The organism is Ideonella sp., from assembly GCF_036277275.1.
GTDB lineage: Bacteria > Pseudomonadota > Gammaproteobacteria > Burkholderiales > Burkholderiaceae_C > Ideonella.
In genome coordinates this window covers 53,183-70,400 of record NZ_DASUNH010000027.1, presented here as the reverse complement: position 1 = coordinate 70,400, position 17,218 = coordinate 53,183, and the positions used below count along the sequence as shown (strand labels likewise).

19 protein-coding genes are annotated in these 17,218 nt (G+C 66.0%); 10 read left to right on the top strand and 9 right to left on the bottom strand.

The genetic code is table 11. The features are described from left to right. Positions 1 to 27 precede the first annotated feature (27 nt). The 4 genes from ugpA (at position 28) to ugpQ (ending at position 3,719) form a co-directional block, all read left to right on the top strand. Positions 28 to 909, top strand: coding sequence for a sn-glycerol-3-phosphate ABC transporter permease UgpA (gene ugpA, locus VFY73_RS06360; RefSeq protein ID WP_329717083.1), 882 nt, complete (start codon positions 28 to 30; stop codon positions 907 to 909). Between the two features lie 105 nt (positions 910 to 1,014). Further along, complete coding sequence (ugpE, locus tag VFY73_RS06355; RefSeq protein ID WP_329717082.1) at positions 1,015 to 1,869, top strand: sn-glycerol-3-phosphate ABC transporter permease UgpE; 855 nt, start codon at positions 1,015 to 1,017, stop codon at positions 1,867 to 1,869. A gap of 1 nt (position 1,870) precedes the next feature. Further along, positions 1,871 to 2,938, top strand: coding sequence for a sn-glycerol-3-phosphate import ATP-binding protein UgpC (locus VFY73_RS06350; RefSeq protein WP_329717081.1), 1,068 nt, complete (start codon positions 1,871 to 1,873; stop codon positions 2,936 to 2,938). Positions 2,939 to 2,942: 4 nt separating this feature from the next. After that, positions 2,943 to 3,719, top strand: a complete 777-nt coding sequence (ugpQ, locus tag VFY73_RS06345) for a glycerophosphodiester phosphodiesterase (protein WP_329717080.1) — start codon at positions 2,943 to 2,945, stop codon at positions 3,717 to 3,719. A 49-nt stretch (positions 3,720 to 3,768) separates the two neighbouring features. On the opposite strand, the gene VFY73_RS06340 is transcribed toward ugpQ, so the two are convergent. Then, entirely contained in the window at positions 3,769 to 5,088 is a 1,320-nt protein-coding gene (locus VFY73_RS06340) for an MFS transporter (RefSeq protein ID WP_329717079.1), read from the bottom strand. Between the two features lie 376 nt (positions 5,089 to 5,464). Between VFY73_RS06340 and VFY73_RS06335 the strand changes: the two genes are divergently transcribed. The 5 genes from VFY73_RS06335 to VFY73_RS06315 are packed head-to-tail and all read left to right on the top strand — an operon-like array spanning position 5,465 to position 7,658. Beyond that, positions 5,465 to 5,794, top strand: coding sequence for a hypothetical protein (locus VFY73_RS06335; protein ID WP_329717078.1), 330 nt, complete (start codon positions 5,465 to 5,467; stop codon positions 5,792 to 5,794). Positions 5,795 to 5,825: 31 nt separating this feature from the next. Next, positions 5,826 to 6,260: a polymer-forming cytoskeletal protein gene (locus tag VFY73_RS06330; protein ID WP_329717077.1), complete on the top strand. Its 435-nt coding sequence runs from the start codon at positions 5,826 to 5,828 to the stop codon at positions 6,258 to 6,260. Between the two features lie 49 nt (positions 6,261 to 6,309). Then, the gene (locus tag VFY73_RS06325; RefSeq protein WP_329717076.1) at positions 6,310 to 6,885 is read left to right on the top strand and encodes a polymer-forming cytoskeletal protein; all 576 of its coding nucleotides are present in this window, start codon (positions 6,310 to 6,312) and stop codon (positions 6,883 to 6,885) included. Continuing rightward, positions 6,860 to 7,240, top strand: a complete 381-nt coding sequence (locus tag VFY73_RS06320; RefSeq protein ID WP_329717075.1) for a hypothetical protein — start codon at positions 6,860 to 6,862, stop codon at positions 7,238 to 7,240. Before VFY73_RS06325 ends, VFY73_RS06320 begins: the two co-directional genes overlap by 26 nt. Position 7,241: 1 nt before the next feature. Beyond that, positions 7,242 to 7,658 carry a polymer-forming cytoskeletal protein gene (locus VFY73_RS06315; RefSeq protein ID WP_329717074.1) on the top strand — a complete coding sequence of 139 codons (417 nt, stop codon included), beginning with the start codon at positions 7,242 to 7,244 and terminating at the stop codon, positions 7,656 to 7,658. Positions 7,659 to 7,738: 80 nt separating this feature from the next. Here VFY73_RS06315 and VFY73_RS06310 read toward each other — a convergent pair whose 3' ends face one another. From VFY73_RS06310 to VFY73_RS06275, 8 genes are all read right to left on the bottom strand, one after another. Then, positions 7,739 to 8,473 carry an amino acid ABC transporter ATP-binding protein gene (locus VFY73_RS06310; RefSeq protein WP_329717073.1) on the bottom strand — a complete coding sequence of 245 codons (735 nt, stop codon included), beginning with the start codon at positions 8,471 to 8,473 and terminating at the stop codon, positions 7,739 to 7,741. Then, positions 8,470 to 9,177 carry an amino acid ABC transporter permease gene (locus VFY73_RS06305; protein ID WP_329717072.1) on the bottom strand — a complete coding sequence of 236 codons (708 nt, stop codon included), beginning with the start codon at positions 9,175 to 9,177 and terminating at the stop codon, positions 8,470 to 8,472. The genes VFY73_RS06310 and VFY73_RS06305 overlap by 4 nt, the downstream gene beginning before the upstream one ends. Before the next feature lie 288 nt (positions 9,178 to 9,465). Next, complete coding sequence (locus VFY73_RS06300) at positions 9,466 to 10,164, bottom strand: amino acid ABC transporter permease (protein WP_329717071.1); 699 nt, start codon at positions 10,162 to 10,164, stop codon at positions 9,466 to 9,468. 48 nt (positions 10,165 to 10,212) lie between these two features. Further along, a complete protein-coding gene (locus VFY73_RS06295; protein WP_329717070.1) occupies positions 10,213 to 11,040 on the bottom strand; it encodes an ABC transporter substrate-binding protein in 828 nt (275 codons plus the stop codon). Positions 11,041 to 11,128: 88 nt separating this feature from the next. Beyond that, a complete protein-coding gene (argJ, locus tag VFY73_RS06290) occupies positions 11,129 to 12,358 on the bottom strand; it encodes a bifunctional glutamate N-acetyltransferase/amino-acid acetyltransferase ArgJ (RefSeq protein WP_329717069.1) in 1,230 nt (409 codons plus the stop codon). Positions 12,359 to 12,472: 114 nt separating this feature from the next. Beyond that, positions 12,473 to 12,670: a hypothetical protein gene (locus VFY73_RS06285; RefSeq protein WP_329717068.1), complete on the bottom strand. Its 198-nt coding sequence runs from the start codon at positions 12,668 to 12,670 to the stop codon at positions 12,473 to 12,475. After that, a complete protein-coding gene (locus VFY73_RS06280; RefSeq protein WP_329717067.1) occupies positions 12,667 to 12,999 on the bottom strand; it encodes a hypothetical protein in 333 nt (110 codons plus the stop codon). Before VFY73_RS06280 ends, VFY73_RS06285 begins: the two co-directional genes overlap by 4 nt. A gap of 198 nt (positions 13,000 to 13,197) precedes the next feature. Beyond that, a complete protein-coding gene (locus tag VFY73_RS06275) occupies positions 13,198 to 14,784 on the bottom strand; it encodes a clostripain-related cysteine peptidase (protein WP_329717066.1) in 1,587 nt (528 codons plus the stop codon). 290 nt (positions 14,785 to 15,074) lie between these two features. Between VFY73_RS06275 and VFY73_RS06270 the strand changes: the two genes are divergently transcribed. Further along, complete coding sequence (locus VFY73_RS06270; RefSeq protein ID WP_329717065.1) at positions 15,075 to 17,207, top strand: tetratricopeptide repeat protein; 2,133 nt, start codon at positions 15,075 to 15,077, stop codon at positions 17,205 to 17,207. Positions 17,208 to 17,218 lie beyond the last annotated feature (11 nt).

The window sequence follows — 17,218 nt, the reverse complement described above, 5'->3', positions numbered from 1 at the left end:
CATGCCCATCCGCGCTGAAGACCGCCGATGGAAAAACGCGTCCGTTTCCGTTCCCGCTGGCTGCCCTGGCTGCTGATCGCCCCGCAAATGGCGGTCGTGCTGGTGTTCTTCTTCTGGCCCGCCGCGCAGGCGCTGTACCAGAGCGTGCTGCAGCAAGACGCTTTCGGCACCTCGGTCGAATTCGTCGGGGCCGAGAACTTCGAGCGCCTGTGGAACGACAGCAGCTACCTCGATTCGTTCAAGACCACCGCGGTGTTCTCGCTGTTGGTGGCCGCGAGCGGCCTGGCCATCGCCCTGCTGCTGGCCGTGATGGCCAATCGGGTGGTCCGCGGTGCGATGGTCTACAAGACCCTGCTGATCTGGCCGTACGCGGTCGCGCCGGTGGTGGCCGGCGTGCTGTGGCTGATGATGTTCGCTTCGCCGTATGGCGTGCTGGCCTATGCGCTGCAGACCGTGGGCATCCAGTGGGACCACTTGCTGAACCCGACCCATGCCATGGCGCTGATCGTGATGGCGGCGGTGTGGAAGCAGATCTCCTACAACTTCCTGTTCTTCCTCGCCGGGTTGCAATCGATCCCGCCGTCGCTGGTCGAGGCCGCGACGATCGACGGCGCCACGCCGTGGCAGCGTTTCTGGACCATCGTCTTCCCGCTGCTGTCTCCGACCACCTTCTTCCTGCTGGTGATCAACATCGTCTACGCCTTCTTCGACACCTTCGCGATCGTCGACGCGGCCACCCATGGCGGCCCGGGCAAGGACACTGCGATCCTCGTCTACAAGGTCTACTACGACGGCTTCAAGGCGCTGGACATGGGCGGCTCGGCCGCGCAGTCGGTGGTGCTGATGCTGATCGTCGTCGCGCTGACGGTCGTGCAATTCCGCTTCGTCGAGAAGCGCGTGCAGTATTGATGCCCCCACGCTCCCTTCCGGTCAGCGCCTTGCAGGCCGCGCCGGTCCAGAGGACCGGCCGCACGCCACTTGGCTGGGGCGGCACCGCGCATTCTGAGGATTCACATGATTGAGCGCCGGCCCGGTCTCACATTGCTGTCGCACATCGTGTTGATACTCGGTGTGCTGATCGTCGTCTTCCCCGTCTACATCGCCTTCGTCGGCTCCACGCAGACGGCCGAACAGATCTCCAGCAGCCACCCGCTGTCGCTGCGGCCGGGTAGCAACTTCATCGAGACCTACCGGCTGGCGCTGTTCGGCGGCAAGACCAGCGGCGGCGCGACGATCGCACCGGTTGCACCGATGCTGTGGGTCAGCCTGGTCAGCGCACTGATCATTGCAGTGGGCAAGATTGCGATCTCGCTGCTGTCGGCGTTTGCGATCGTCTACTTTCGCTTCCCGTTCCGCGGCCTGGTGTTCTGGATGATCTTCGTCACGCTGATGCTGCCGGTGGAGGTCCGCATCTCGCCGACCTACGCGGTGGTGTCGGACCTCGGCATGCTGAACACCTATGCGGGCCTGACGGTGCCGCTGATCGCGTCCGCCACGGCCACGTTCTTGTTTCGCCAGTTCTTCCTCACGGTGCCGGACGAGCTGGTCGAAGCCGCGCGCATCGACGGCGCCGGCCCGATGCGGTTCTTCAAGGACGTGCTGGTGCCGATGTCGCGCACATCGATTGCTGCGCTGTTCGTGATCCAGTTCATCTACGGCTGGAACCAGTACCTCTGGCCGCTGCTGGTGACCACCAGCGAGGACATGTACCCGGTGGTGCTGGGCATCAAACGCGCCATCTTCGGCGAGGTGTATGTCGAGTGGAACGTCGTGATGGCCACCGCCATCCTCGCGATGCTGCCGCCGGCCTTCGTCGTGATCCTGATGCAGAAATGGTTCGTCAAGGGCCTGGTCGATTCCGAGAAATAGCATGGCAAGCATTTCCCTCAGGCAGGTTGAAAAACACTATGGCCACGGCGCCGGCACCAACAAGGTGATCCACGGCGTCAACGCCGAAATCGCCGACGGCGAATTCATCGTCATCGTCGGCCCTTCCGGCTGCGGCAAGAGCACGCTGCTGCGCATGGTGGCCGGCCTCGAAGAGATCACCGGCGGCGAGATCGCAATCGGGCCGCGCGTCGTGAACGAGCTGGAGCCGGCCGAACGCGACATCGCAATGGTGTTCCAGAACTACGCGCTGTACCCTCACATGAGCGTGTACGACAACATGGCCTACGGGCTGAAGATCGCCAAGCGACCGAAGGCCGAGATCGACGAGCGCGTCAAGAAGGCCGCCCGCATCCTCGAGCTGACGCACCTGCTGGAACGCAAGCCGCGGCAGCTGTCCGGCGGCCAGCGCCAGCGGGTCGCGATGGGCCGCGCGATCGTGCGGCAGCCGCAGGTCTTCCTGTTCGACGAGCCGCTGTCCAACCTCGACGCCAAGCTGCGCGCGCAGACCCGGCTGGAGATCCAGAAGCTGCACGCCGAGCTGAAGGTCACCTCGCTGTTCGTCACTCACGACCAGGTCGAAGCGATGACGCTGGCACAGCGCATGATCGTGATGAACGCCGGCGTGATGGAACAGATCGGCACGCCCGAAGAGGTCTACGCGCGGCCGGCCACCACCTTCGTCGCCAGCTTCATCGGCTCGCCCCCGATGAATCTGCTGGCGGGCGAAGCCACCGCGGATGGTTTCAAGCTCGGTGACACGCTGCTGCCACTGCCGCCCAGCGCGCCGCGCAACGGCCTGGTGACGATGGGCCTGCGGCCGGAACACGCCGAGCCTCACGCACAAGGCGGCTGGCCGCTGCAGGTGGAATTGGTCGAGATGCTGGGTGCCGAGCGCCTGGTTCACGGCAAGTTGGGTGGTGCTGCCTTCACGCTGCGCATGGCCAGCACCGAGACGCCGCCCCGGGTCGGTGAGCAGTTGATGATGGCCGCGACGCCTGAACACCTGCACTGGTTCGACAGCGGCACCGGCAAACGTCTTGCAGGCTGAAGGCATGGTTGCTCCCGCCGTTGCGGCTTCGCCCACGCCGTCGGCCCTGCCCGAGTGGCCCTTCCCGCGCTGGATCGCGCACCGCGGCGCGGGCAAGCTGGCGCCCGAAAACACGTTGGCCGCGTTCCGGCTCGGCGCTTCGTATGGCTACCGCGCCTTCGAATGCGACGTGAAGCTAGCGGCCGACGACGTGCCGTTCCTGCTGCACGACGGCACGCTGGACCGCACGACCAACGCTCGCGGACGCGCGGCCGATCGCCCGTGGAGCGAGCTGTCGCGACTGGACGCTGGCGGCTGGCACAGCCGCGCATACGCCGGGGAGCCGCCGATCAGCCTGCAGGCGCTGGCCACCTTCTTGCGCCGCAATCGCTATTGGCTTGATCTTGAGATCAAGCCGACCAAGGGCGACGAGGAGCGCACCGGCCGCCTCGTGGCCGCAGAAGTCGAGCGGCTTTGGGCCGGTGATTTGATGCCGCCGTTGCTGTCGTCGTTCCGGCCCGAAGCCTTGGACGGCGCGCGCCAGACGGCGCCGGGCCTGGCCCGAGCGCTGCTGGTCGACACCCACTGGCCGAACTGGGTGGCCGTGGCCCAGCAGCTGGGCTGCGTTGCCGCCATCACCAACTACCACCTGATGGACGCAGCGCTGGTTCAGCACCTGCACGGCTGCGGGCTGCGGGCGCTGGTCTATACCGTCAACGACCCGGCGCCGGCGCAGCAGTTGCTGGCCATGGGCATCGACGGGATCATCACGGACGCAGTCGACGCGTTCGCGCCCCAGTAGCAGCGCGGAAAGGAAGCAGCCGGCGAGTCCATCGCCGGCTGCTTTCGTTTCAGGTCGTGCCTTCGGCCAGCGCCTCGGTGCCACGCACGCGGATGGCCTCCGGAAGGCTGCGCACACCACGGATGGTGGCCCACTGCCAGGCACCGATCGCCAGCAGCATCGCGGTGATCCCCGAAAACGCCAGCGCCGCGCGCAGCCCGATGTGCTCGCCCAGCCAGCCGCCCAGCAAGGCGCCGGGGCCGGCCGGCAGCAGCGTCAGCCAGCGCATCGTGCTGGTCATGCGACCAAGCAAAGGCTCCGGGGTCACTGCCTGACGCAGGGCCAGGAAGTTGATGAACACCAGCACTGCGCCGAAGCCGAACAGGCCCAGCATGACGACAAACGCCGCCACGCCCCACGGCCCGACCGGCGCCATCGACAGCAACGCCCAACCGCTGCCGGTGATCGCGAAGCCCAGCACCAGGCACGGGCCCGGCCCAAGGCGGCGGCTGATCCGGTCGCCCAGCAAGCTGGCGGCGACCGTGCCGACCCCCAAGCCCACATAGCTCAGGCCGACGGCCTGCTCGCTCATGCCCAACGTGCGGGTGGCGAACAGGATCTGCACGACCAGCGCCGCGTGGTGGCACATCTGCAGCAGACCCACGCAGGTTGCCAGCGCGACCAGCAGCCGCTGGTGCATGACGAAGCGCAGGCCCGCTACCAGGTCGTCCCAGAACGCCGCCCGCCTCCGCCCGGCCGTCTCGCGATTTTCTTCGACGTGGACACCCCTCAGGATCAACGCAGAGCCGAGCAAGGCACAGGCGTCGACCAGCAGCGCCACCGGCGCGCCAAGCAAGCGGATCAGCGCGCCCGCGACGCCCGGGCCGGCCACTTCGGCGCCCGAGCTCGCCAGCGAGTTCTTCGCGTGCGCCTCGACCAGCCGATCGCGCGCGACGACCTGCGTCAACACCACCTGCGCAGCCGAGCCGGCAACGGTGAACACGGTGCCGATGAAGAAGCCCACGGCGTAGAGCCAGGGCATCGTGAGCCAGCCCAGCCACCAGGCCAACGGCACGCTGGCCACAGCGAAGGCGAGCAGCGTTTCGCCGGCGATGTACACCGGCAGCTTGCGCACCCGGTCCAGCCACACGCCACCGGGCAGCGAGAACAGGATGAACGGCGCAATTTCCATCGCCGTCAGCATGCCCATCTGCGTTGGCGTGGCCTGCAACAGCATGACCGCGGTCAGCGGCAAGGCCAGCATCGTGACCTGCCCACCAAGCGAGCTGATCAGGATCGACGACCACAGACGTCGATAGACGGCATCGCGCAACAGGTCGTCGGGCGCAAGCTTCAGGCGGCTCAACAGCTTTTGGATCAATGACCTCATGGGTCGTTTCTTCTTTCTCGGCCACGAATCACGCCTGCCCGGAAAAAGGCCAGGCCGTGACGAGGAATGCGACGAAAGAGGAAGGGCCGTTTTTCCGATTCTTCCGCCGAGGAGACCCGGCGGAGCGCCCCACAACACGGGCGCGACAAGCCGAGAGACCGCTAGCGCGGGATGCCTCCCGCCATGGCAACGAATGCTGCCGGTCGGTGACCGGAGCAACGTCGTACGGTGGCGAGGGTGGGCTTCATCGGAAAAGGTTTACATGGGTGCGCGAAAAGCGTGGGCACATCCTAGCAGCGCCGGTGAGGGGCGCGCAAGCACCGAGCTTTCGTTGCCCCTCGTTCACGGGGGTTCGATCACGGATAATTTCATCAACATGCAGGACCGCGACGCGCTCGACCGCTACTTCACCGAGCAGGTGGTGGGCGAGCCCTTCGTCATCGAGATGGGGCCCAGCGTGGGCGTACGGCGCGAGCCCACGCGCGGGCTGAAGCTGCATCTGTTGGAAGGCCACGCCGAGTTGCTGGGCCATGCGGCGCGCGGGCTGGTATCGCCGCTGCAGGGCGACGCGGGCCTGGGCAAACCGGTGTCGACGCTGGCGCTGGCGCGCGCCCGGCGGCACTTGCTGGTGGGGTCGCTGGTGGGCATTCTGGCGCTGTGGTCGGCCCTGCTGTGGTGGGTCTTCCAGCGTTTCTTCGCGCACTGATCGTTCGTTACCCCAAGCCGAGGGCCATCGATTGCTGGACAAGACACAGGACACGCTGGTCATCGACCCGGTGAAGATGAACATCGTGAACCGCATTGCCGCGGACACGGTGCTGGCCGGCGACTTCCTGTTCAAGGGTGGGCTGCTGTTGCAGGGCACGCTGCAAGGCGTCGGCGAGATCGCCGGCCGGCTGGTGGTGTGGCACGACGCGCGGCTGATCGGCCGTTTCCGTGTGTTGGGTGATCTTTACCTGCTGGGTCAGCTGGGCGAGGCGACCGAAACTGACGACGAGGTCGACGACCAGACCGAGATCGAGGTCCAGGGCACCGCCTATGTGGCCAGCAGTGGCGTCAGCACCGGCACACTGATCGCCACGAAACTGCGCATGTATGATGGGGCGGTCCTCCAGGGGCCGTTCAGGACCTTGCGCAACGCGCAGTCGCTGCCGGTACTGCACGGCGGCTGAGCCCGCGGCCGCGGGCCCCTGCGCTCCACCTTCAACGCGACGCCTGCCCATGGACAACGACGACTCTCTCGAACCGGTCGACGACAACAGCAGCAGCCCGACCGCCCCGTCGCCCCGACCCGATGCCCCTGAGGTCCCCGAGGCCCGCGAGGCCCCCGATGCACCGGTAGTTCCCCACGTTCCGATGGGTCAGGCCATGCCTGAAACCCATCGCTTGCCGACGTTGCTGCCCACCGCGCAGGCGTTGGCAGCCGGGGGCACGGGGGCGCACGTATCGACACTCGGTCAGGGTCTGTCGTTCATCGGTTCGGCCCGCATCAATGGCTCGCTCACCGTGTCGGGCGAGGTCCAGGGCGACATCGAGCTTCAAGGCAGCGGCAGCGGCCACGTGACCATCACCCAGACCGGCACCGTGGTGGGCGACATCCGCGCCCGCAACATCTCGGTGCTCGGCCAGACGGTGGGCACGCTCGATGCCGCCGGCGGCCGCGTCTCGCTGCACGACACCGCGAGCGTGTCGGGCCGCATCCGCTACACCCATCTTCAGGTCAACGGCGCCGACCTCAACGCCCAGCTGGAGCGCGTGCGCCCCGAGGGCGATGTCGCAAAGTCCGGTCATTCCTGAGACAGACGTCGCCACGAGCGCTCAAACGCAGGTCGCCACCAGTGACGAACTGCGCCGTGCTGCGCTGGCGCGCTCGGCAGTGCGCAATGCGCAAGTGGCACGCCAGCGCGTGCGCCGCCGTTGGGTGATCTGGGTCTTCTACAAGCTGCTGCTGTTCACCTTGCCGCTGGTGTTGCTGGCCGAGTTGGCGTGGGTGCTCTGGCTGCGGGACCACCCCTTGCCACCGCAGTGGCAGGCGAGGCTTCCACCGTATCTGCAAGCGATTGCGAACCGGCTCGCGCCCGCCGCGAACCCTCAGGCACAATCGCCGTCCTCCGCTGCGCCCGGCGCCAGCACCACCTCGGGAGACCTTTGACGTGAACGGCCAAGACACTCACCGCGCACCGGCCCGCCTGGTGCCCGCCGAGCAGCTGAACGGCATCACCAGCCTGATCGCTGAAGGCGCCCTGTTCGAAGGCACTTTCAGCGCCAAGGTCGACCTCGGCTTGAAGGTCGACGGCTGGCTCAAGGGCGATATCCGGCTCGAAACCGGCGGCACGGTCCATGTCGGCGCCACCGGCGTTGTCGAAGGCAGCACGATCGAAGCCGACCATGTGCTGATCGAAGGCAAGGTGCGCGGCACCGTGATCGCCCGCAAGACGCTGGAGATCACCGGCTCGGCCACGCTGATGGGCGACGCAGTCTACGACGCGCTGATCGACATTCACCCGCGCGCCCGCCTGCGCGGCAAGATCGAATTCCGGGGTGAGATGGATATCGCCGGCCTGGAATAGACGTCGCCGCATCATGGCGGCCGAAACAAGGCGCAGCCCACGAGCCGCCTTCGAGTCGTCATTCCCGGTGGCGCGCGCAGTCAGTGAAAAGGCGAGCGGATGTCCGCCAGGAACTGCTTCGCCCGCGGGTGCTGCGGCCGGTTGAAGAAGTCGTCGGGTGTCGCACGCTCGAGCACGCGGCCGGCGTCCATGAACAACACATGGTCGGCCACCTCGCGCGCAAAGCCCATCTCGTGGGTCACGCAGACCATGGTCATGCCATCTCGCGCCAGATCGCGCATCACCAGCAGCACCTCGCCGACCATCTCGGGGTCGAGCGCACTGGTCGGCTCGTCGAACAGCATCAGCGGCGGTTGCATCGCTAGCGCACGCGCAATGGCCACACGCTGTTGCTGACCACCCGACAGCTCCGACGGCATCGCATTCGCCTTGTGCGCCAAGCCCACGCGGTCCAGCAGCGCCATTGCGCGTTCGCGTGCTTCGGCGGGCTTCAGCTTACGGATCTGGACCGGCGCCAGCGTGCAGTTGCCCAGTGCACTGAGGTGCGGGAACAGGTTGAACTGCTGGAAGACGAAGCCGATGTGGGAGCGAAATTCGTTGATGTCCAACCCTGGGGCATGGATGTCTTGCCCATCGATCGTGATGCGGCCGGACTGGATCGGCTCCAGGCGGTTCAACGTGCGGATCAACGTCGACTTGCCGGACCCCGACGGCCCGCAGACCACGACCACCTCACCCTTGGCGACCGATTCGTTGATATCCACCAGCGCGTGGTAGTCACCGAACCACTTGTTGACGGCTTCGAACTTGATCATGGCGGTGTCACGGCGGGAACGGTCGGGTCGCGCCGGGCCAGGCGGCGCTCGAGCCAGAAGGCCCAGCGCGACAGCCCGAAGCAGAGAATGAAATAGGTCAGCGCCAGCAGGCCGTAGATCTCGGCTGGCCGGGTCAGCACCTGGGCACTGATCTGCGATGCGATGAAGGACACCTCGGACAGGCTGACGACGTACCCGAGCGAGGTCTCCTTGATCGTCGAGACGAACTGGTTGATCAGCGACGGCAGCATGTGGCGCAATGCTTGCGGCAAGACCACGAAGCGCATCGCCTGCAGCCAGCTCAAGCCACAGGAGCGCGCGCTCTCCATCTGCCCTTTCGGCAGCCCCTGGATGCCGGCACGCATGATCTCGGCGAGGTAGGCCCCATCGAATACCACCAGCGCCGCGAGCATGGTCGTGAACTGGCTGGTCTTCACCCCGGTGAGACTCGGAATCAGGAAGTAGGCCCAGAACACCACCATCAGCAGCGGCGTGCCGCGCACGACGTAGATCACCGCCATCGCCGGCCAACGCAGCGCACGCCACGGGCTGACGCGGGCCAACGCCATCGCGAGACCGATCGGGAAGGCCAGCAGCAGCCCGAGTGAGGCCAGCAGCAACGTCAGCGCCAAGCCACCGAGCGGGCCGTTCGGATACTGCCCGATCAGGAAGTAGACCCAATAGTCCTGGATCAGCTCGAGCATCAGCGGCCCCACCACTTTCCGCGTGATCCGCGATGTGTGAAGCGTCCGAGAACTGAGCGGGCCGAGGTCGCGCAAGGCCGGCGGCTTGGGGCACGTTCTCCGGCCTGGCTCGCGGGGAGCCGGGGTGCGCACGCCAAAGGCTCTCGGTCGACACCGTGTTCTCGTGCGCCGGTTGGGGCGACCGGGGGCACCGCCCCCACCCTGCCGCCAAGACCGACGCACGAAATGCAACATCCAGACACCCGCAACGGACGGAGAGCAAACCATCCAACAAACCGAAGCATCATCTCAGTGCCCCACCGCACCGCGAACGCGGTGCTCGTACAGCACCGCGATGCCGGTGATCACCAGCGAGACACCGAGGTAGCCCGCCGTCGCAAAAGCAAAGGCTTCGAAGCTGCGGAACGTAGCGCTCTCGACCTGCTGCGCTTGGTAGAGCATCTCGGCCACGCCGACCACCATCGCCATGCTGGTGTTCTTCCACAAGCTCAGGCCTTGCGAGATCAGCGGCGGCACGGTGATGCGCAACGCTTGCGGCAACACCACCAGGCGCATGCTGGTGAGGAAGTTGAAGCCCAGCGCCCTCGCCGCCTCCAACTGCTCTTTCGGCACGCTGCGCACGCCGCTGCGAATGTCTTCCGACATGTAGGCCGCTGTGTACAACGTCAGTGCAATCACCGCAGCGGCCACCTCGATGTTGCCGCGGTACAGCCACAGCTTGAGCCCCTCGGGCAACAGCTCGGGCGCGCCGAAATACCAGAACAGGATGTGGGCCAGCAGCGGCACGTTGCGGATCGCTTCGACGAAGGTGAAGCCGACGCCGTTCAGCAACCGCGACGGCGTCATGCGCAGCAGCGCCACCAACAATGCGAGGGGCATCGCCAGCAGCAGCGTGCCGGCGGCGAGCTTGATCGACAGCCAGAAACCGGCGACGAGTTGCTCGTGATAAGTCCCTGCGGTCAGCAGGTGCAGGTCAAAGTCCGACATTCGATCATCCGCACCTCGGCGTAGCCGAGATGCGGACTGCAGCAACACTCAGCCGTCGATCTTGTCGGTCTCGAACTTGAACGGCCGTGCCGGGAACTTCATCTTCGTCTCCGGCCCGAGCCACTTCATGAACAGCTTCTCCGCGTCGCCGGACTTCTCCATGTCGCGCAGCACGCCGTCGACCAGCGACTTCATGCCGGCCTCGCCCTTCTTCAGGCCCAGCGCCAGGTGCTCGGTGCTGATGCTGGTCGGCAGGATCACGTAGTCCTTCTGCGCCGGGCCCAGCTTGCTGAAATCATCGATCAACGAAGTTTCGTCGTTGACATAGGCCACGCCCTTGCCCTGCTGCAGCGCCAGGAAGGCCTGCGGGCTGTTGTCGAACGAGACAACCTCGGCGCCAGGGACGAGCTTCTTGATGTTCTGCTCCATCGTCGAGCCCTTGACCGTCAGCACCTTCTGGCCGGTCAATTGAGCCGGCTGCTGGATGCCGCTGGTCTTCTTCGTCATGACCTTCTGGCCAGTGATGAAGGTCGACAGCGAGAAGTCGATCAGCGCCTCGCGCTCCTTGTTGTGCGTGAGGGAAGCGGCCAGGATGTCGACACGGCCTTGCTGCAGCTCGGGCACACGGGCGGCCACCGCGAGCTGCTTCAGGCTGGTCTTCACGCCGAGCTTCTTGGCCACGGCGTTGCACAGGTCGACGTCGTAGCCGACGATCTCGCGGCTCTTCGGGTCGACGAAGCTGAACGGGTCGTCGGTGCCGAGCACGCCGCAAACCAGCTCACCCTTGGCCTTGATGTCGGCCACCTGGTCGGCGTGGGCCAGAGGAACGAATGCAGCCAGCAGGCCGAGCGCGAGCAGGCGGATACGACGGGTCATGGGGCTCTCTCCTGGTTTGAAGAGAGCCGACTTTAGCGGCAGTGCGCCGAATGTGCTTATGCGTGGTTGCGCGGCGTAGCGCAGGCGATCAGGAGCGATAGTCGGCGTTGATGCTGACGTAGTCGTGCGAGAGGTCGCAGGTCCATACCGTGGAGCTGGCCTTGCCGCGATGAAGGTCGACCCGCACGGTGATTTCGGATTGCTTCATCACGCGCTGGCCGTCTTCCTCTCGGTAAGCCGGGTGGCGGCCGCCCTGGCGGGCCACGTGCACGTCGTCAAGGTACAGGTCGATCAAATTCTGGTCGAGATCGCCAATGCCCGCGTAGCCGACCGCGGCCAGGATGCGACCGAGGTTCGGGTCGCTGGCGAAGAACGCCGTCTTGACCAGCGGCGAATGCGCGATGGCATACGCCACCTGCTTGCACTCGGCCTCGTCGCGGCCGCCGTCGATCTGCACGCTGATGAACTTGGTCGCGCCTTCGCCGTCGCGCACGATGGCCTGGGCCAGCTCACGCGACACGTCGAGCACCGCCGCTTGCAGCGCCCGGCCATCGTCGGTGTTCAGGGCGTTGATGCGGGCGTGGCCGGCCTGGCCGGTGGCGATCAGCACGAACGAATCATTGGTCGAGGTGTCACCGTCGATCGTGATGCGGTTGAATGAGGCGTCGGCCGCGGCCTTGACCAGCGGCTGCAGCAACGCCGGGTCGATCACCGCGTCGGTGGCGACGAAGCCCAGCATCGTCGCCATGTTCGGCTTGATCATGCCGGCGCCCTTGGAAATACCCGTCACGTGCACCTCGCGGCCGCCGATGGTCAGCGTGCGCGACGCGGCCTTCGGCAGCGTGTCGGTGGTCATGATGCCCTGCGCGGCGCGGGCCCAGTTCGCCGGCGAGCTGTCGGCCAAGGCGGCCGGCAGGCCAGCCTCGATGCGTTCGACCGGCAGCGTCTCCATGATCACGCCGGTCGAGAACGGCAGCACCTGTTCGGGCTTGACGCCCAGCTGCGTGGCCAGCGCGGCGCAGCTGCGGCGCGCTCGCGCCAGGCCATCGGCCCCGGTGCCGGCGTTGGCATTGCCAGTGTTGACGAGGATCGCGCGGATACCCGCACCAGCGGCCAGGTGCTCTTGGCAGATCTGCACCGGCGCCGCGCAGAAGCGGTTTTGCGTGAAGACCCCGGCGACCGCCGAGCCTTCGGCCAGGCTGACCACCACCAGGTCCTTGCGGTTGGCCTTGCGGATGCCCGCTTCAGCGATGCCAAGGCTCACACCGGCCACGGGGGCCAGTTGCGCGGGGTCGGGGGCGGTCAGGTTGACGGGCATGGCAGTGGGCGCTATCCAGGAGGAGAGGCTGCGGATTGTAGGGAGGCCCAATGAACTCGGGGCGACCAAACAATCGCCTGGCCGCCCCGGTCAATCCTCCACTGACAGCGTCGATCAAATGGTTCCAAAAACGGACAGCACGGTCGCGGCCAACGACGACAGCAACGCGACGGCAAGCACCGTGCCACTCATGCGCAGGCCTTGCCGGTCGAGCGTGGCCAGGGCTTGTTCGGGCTGGTCGGCGCCGGGGCTGGGGCTGGGCAGGTCGTCAGGCACCCAGACCGCCATTTCGGCAGCAAGCGAGGCATTCATGCCGCCCTCGTCCAGGTGAAGAACTGCTCTTGCATGTGCAGCATCGGCCGGTGCTGCGCCGGGGCCGGCGCGCGCCGGGCCGGCCCCGGCTGCACCCCGTGCGAGATCTGGATCGCCAGGTGGTTCAGTGTCTGGAAGCGCAACAGTCGCTCCAGCGCACGCTGCATCGCGACCAGTTGGCGGTTCTGCACCGCCTCTTCGGCGCCTCGCAGGCAGTCTTCAAGCAAAGCGCGGGCAAAGGCGGAGGCGGTGCCGAGCTCGGCGTATTCGCGCGCCAGCTGACGGCAACGGGCTTGTTCGGCAAGCAGCATGTCTTCGAGCGTATTCATAAGGAATCCTTCCTATCCTGTGCTGTTCGGGGTGCCGAGGCCGGCACCAGGCTTGGGTTGCCGGTCTTTGTCGTTCCCGGCATGGATTGCATTGCACCGCGTCACGCTTCCCGTTTCGACGCACGCCTCGCGCCCATTGGCCTGGTGTGTCAGACGAATCGCAGACGATTCATCCGGACACGCCGGCCGCGCATCCCCCTAGGTTCGATCCCCGTGGCGGGCGATCAGGGCCAGCAGGCGGCGGGCGATGGGGCCGAATGGCCAGGGTTTGCGCGGGGTTTTGCAGCCGTCTTCTCCTTCCGGCGCCGGCTCAGCACGCGGGTTGAAGCCCGGCAACGGCGGGATCGAGCCGAGATGGAAGGACCGGAACGGCACTTCCTTGTGATATTCCACGAGGAAATCGACCCAAGTGGTGTTCTTCAGGAAGTCGATCACCCCGCGCTGCAAAGGCGGGTCCGACTCGGGGTTGACCTCGACGTAGTAGGTCGAGCGCCAGTCCCAGACACCATCACGCATCGGATCGGGCAGGAAGATGTTCATGGCCAACGTGTCGGCACGGAAGTCCCAGCGGATCTTGTCCGTGCCGTCCAGCCAAGGCACATCGTTGTCGCCGTAGGCCTTGATGCCGCTCAGCAGCTTCACCAGGTAAGCGGCTTCCGACTGGATGGCCGGGTAGCCCACCGCTTGCTTTTGCAGCACCGCCGCCAGGCTGCACAGATCGGTCAACTGATCGGGGGTCTCCAGGTCCCAGCCGGGCTCGGAGTCGTACTGCTGCGCGTCGACGATCGCCTTCTGGATCATTGCGATCACCTTGGGACGCTCCGCCGGCGTCGCGCTCTGCAACGCCTTGAGCAAGGCATCCGACAACCGATCGACACCGTCGGCTATGCCTTCCATGCGCGACAAGGCGACAACCCCACCCACTGTCGGGTGACGGGGACGCGCCAGCAGTGCACTGTGGTTCTCTTCCGCGAACCAGGTGGCCAGTTGAGCGGCGGTGGCACTGCCGGCGGACTGAAGGCGCCCGAACACCTTGGGATAGGCCGCGCCCGAGGTGAAGAAGTTGTAGTTGCAGTAGCCGGTGGCGTAGTCGGCATAGGGGGCCACCGTGTGCAACACCTCGACCGCCATGTTGAAGCAGTTGTTGAAATGGATCACCGCCGGCCGGGGGGCGCCGAGTTTTTGCGCCATGGCCAGCGCCTGGCCGAGTTGGTAGGTGGACATATAGCTGCGGTTGACGGGCAGGCCGGGGTACCCACCCGGCAATCCCGGATAGCCACCAGGCAGGACCGGACTTCCCTCGGAATCCACTGGTGCGCAGTCCTTGTTCGAGAAGTGCCACTCGAACTTGCCTTCTTCGGTGACACGACCCCAGGTCAGGAATCGGCGATCGACATCGGGCAGGTAACCGGCCCCATGCCCCTCGATGGACAGCACCAACGCAGCGCGCGGGAAGCGTTCATGCGCATGGGCCATCAGGCCGGCAAGCGTTCGTTCAGAAGACAGGTCCTGCTTCCAGCGCGAAACCACCTGCATCGATTCGGGAGCGCCCGCCGGGATCTCGATCAGCCACGTGTTGTCCTCGACACGATCGACCAGCGCCACGACGTGCGTGCCCGCGCTGGCAACCCCTTTCAGGGCCGTGACCAGGGGATGGGTCTGCACGGTCGTCGTCTGACCTTCCGGGAAACCACTGAGCACCTCGTCACTGCCAAATGGCGCATACACCGCCAACACGACGCCGTCGGTCTTGAGGGCAGTATCAGAAAGGTTTGGCAGGGACATGATTGGTTCTCCTCTTGCTATCGGATCAATGGGTTCAGGCAGCGCAGACCGGGCCTGGGCAGACGGACGCACGTTACGCGTCAGCCATTACCATCCCCATGCATGGCTCACGGCCTGCGCCCGCGATGGTGTAGACGATCGCTGAACGATTCGTCCATCATGCGAATTGCTCCCCCTAGCTTGAAGTGGACCCGATGCCATCGCCTCGCCTTCATCCCTCGCGGCGCGCTGTCGAAGCGCTGCTGGCCGCAGGCCTGAACGCCCACCGGCGTGGTGGAGGCGCGGGCGAGTTGACCTCGCGCCACTCCCGTTTGCGACTGGCCTTGCAGCAGAGCTGGCTGAATACGGTCACCGGCACTCTGGGTGACGTCGTGTCGCCGGCGCGTCGCGGATCCGAGGCAGCGTTGCTGCTGCTGAGTTGGGGGCTGGCTCAGTTGCGTCCTGACCGCCAGCCGGGCCTGAGCGGCATCGACGAGCACGCGTGGCTGCACAGCACCAGCTGGCGCCCCCTGCTGGCCATTGCCTGCCATCACGGGTTGCTCAATGTCCCCTCGTTTCCCTCGCGCTACCGTCGGCGGGCCGACGAAGCCCCGATCGAAAACCTCTGCGGGCTCTGGGCGGTCGGCCACAGCACGCTCTACCGCTATCTGGAAAAAGGTCGCCGCCAACTGGGTGAGGTATTTGCCGCGGCGCCGACCGGTCAGCTGCGCCTGAGTCTGAGATGGCATGTCCAGGCTGCCTGCGCGTCCAGCGCAGAGCCGGCTCAAGGCTGGGATGCTTGGCACCGGACCCAGGCCAACGCCGCCATCCTCTCGGGTGCGATCGCTGACGCACTCTGGCACCTGTGGCGTGCTGGCGATGTTCAGGGCCTGCTCGATGCTCTGCAGCGCTACGGCACTGAAGCAGCGGGCTCATCCGAGATTGACGGCCTGCTGAACGAGTTGGAAAGCCACACGGCCCTGGCCCCCGAGCAACGCTTCGAACTGGCGCTGCGTTGGGCGCTGATCTGGCGCTATCGCCATGACAGTTCTCGAGAAGAAGAGGCGTTGCACCGAGCGCTGCGCTGCGCCCACGAGCAAGGTCATGCGCTTCTGGTCGGTGTGGCGCACGCGTCGATTGCGCGCTTTCATGAACTGCGCGACCGCGACAGGGCGTTCGCGAGCTATGAAGAAAGCATCGATCACCTGCGTCGGGCCATCACCGAAACTGACGAGTCAACACGTCAACGTGCGGTGCACGCATACGCGGATTCCATCGTCCGTTTGGCATGGCTGCACCTTCGGCAGAACAACCCGCGGGCCAAGACCTTGCTGGACCAGGTTCAGCGGATGGACGAGGAGATTGCGCTGCCGGGTGACATCGTCGCGCCGCTGGAGCAGACCTGGGGCGAATACTGGCGCTGCATCGGCGACACGCGCCGCGCGCTCGAGCACAAGCATCGGGCCCTGATCGTCTACGAACGATTGGGCGACCAGCGAGCCGTGCTGAACACCTACCGCAACCTCAGCCTGATCTATGGCGAGGCCCGCGATTTTGCTCGCGCGCTCGAATACGGCCAACGTGTGGTCGAGGCCGCCAAGGCTTTGGTGGTAGAGCCTGAAGTGCTGGCCGGTGCTCATGGCAACCTGGGCGTCACGCACTTCTATCGCGGTGAAATCGACCTTGCGATCGAGGAATATCAACAAGCGCTCCGGATCGAGCAGGAGGCTGGCCTTCGCACCCACCTCGGCATGTCGCACTACAACTTGGCTGAGGCGTACTACCGGCGATTTCAGAAGAGCCAGGACCCGGAAGATGAGGCCCAAGGCGACACGCACGCAGCGGCGGCCGCTCGCATCAGCGCACAGGACAATGCCCGCGGACTGAACGAATCGGCCCGCTCACTCAAGCGAGAAGTACTGGGCTCCGGCAGCAGCCCGGATCGCCTGCTGCCCGGCGAATACGTGGCGCACTTCGACGAGATGGCCGAGATCGATCGTTTGCGCGCCGCGTTGGCAGTGCCGGCTCCGCCGGCGCAGCAAGTGCGTTCGCACCTGGCCATTGCGCGCGCCTACCTGGCCATCGTCACCAAGGAGCGCGAAGCCGCGCTGGCGCTCGCCCAGCGGCATGGACTGGACGAGGACTTCACCTCTGAGGTCGATGCACTGCGCCAGACTTTCGAGCGCGAACTGACTCGTGAGCAGCAATGGGCAGCACGCTGGCAACAGCAGGCCGGAGAGTTGCTGCAGGCTGGACAACGTGCTGCAGCACTCGGACGACTGATAGCCACCGGCGCCATCAACAAGAGCGCCTATGCCGAGCTTTGCGGCGTCAGCTTGGCCACGGCCTCCAAGCACTTGGGGCTGCTGGCTGAACGGGGCCTGCTGGTGCAGACCGGCAAGGGGCCCAGCACACGCTATCTGTTGCCCGACGCTTCGCACTAGCGCCGCATGGC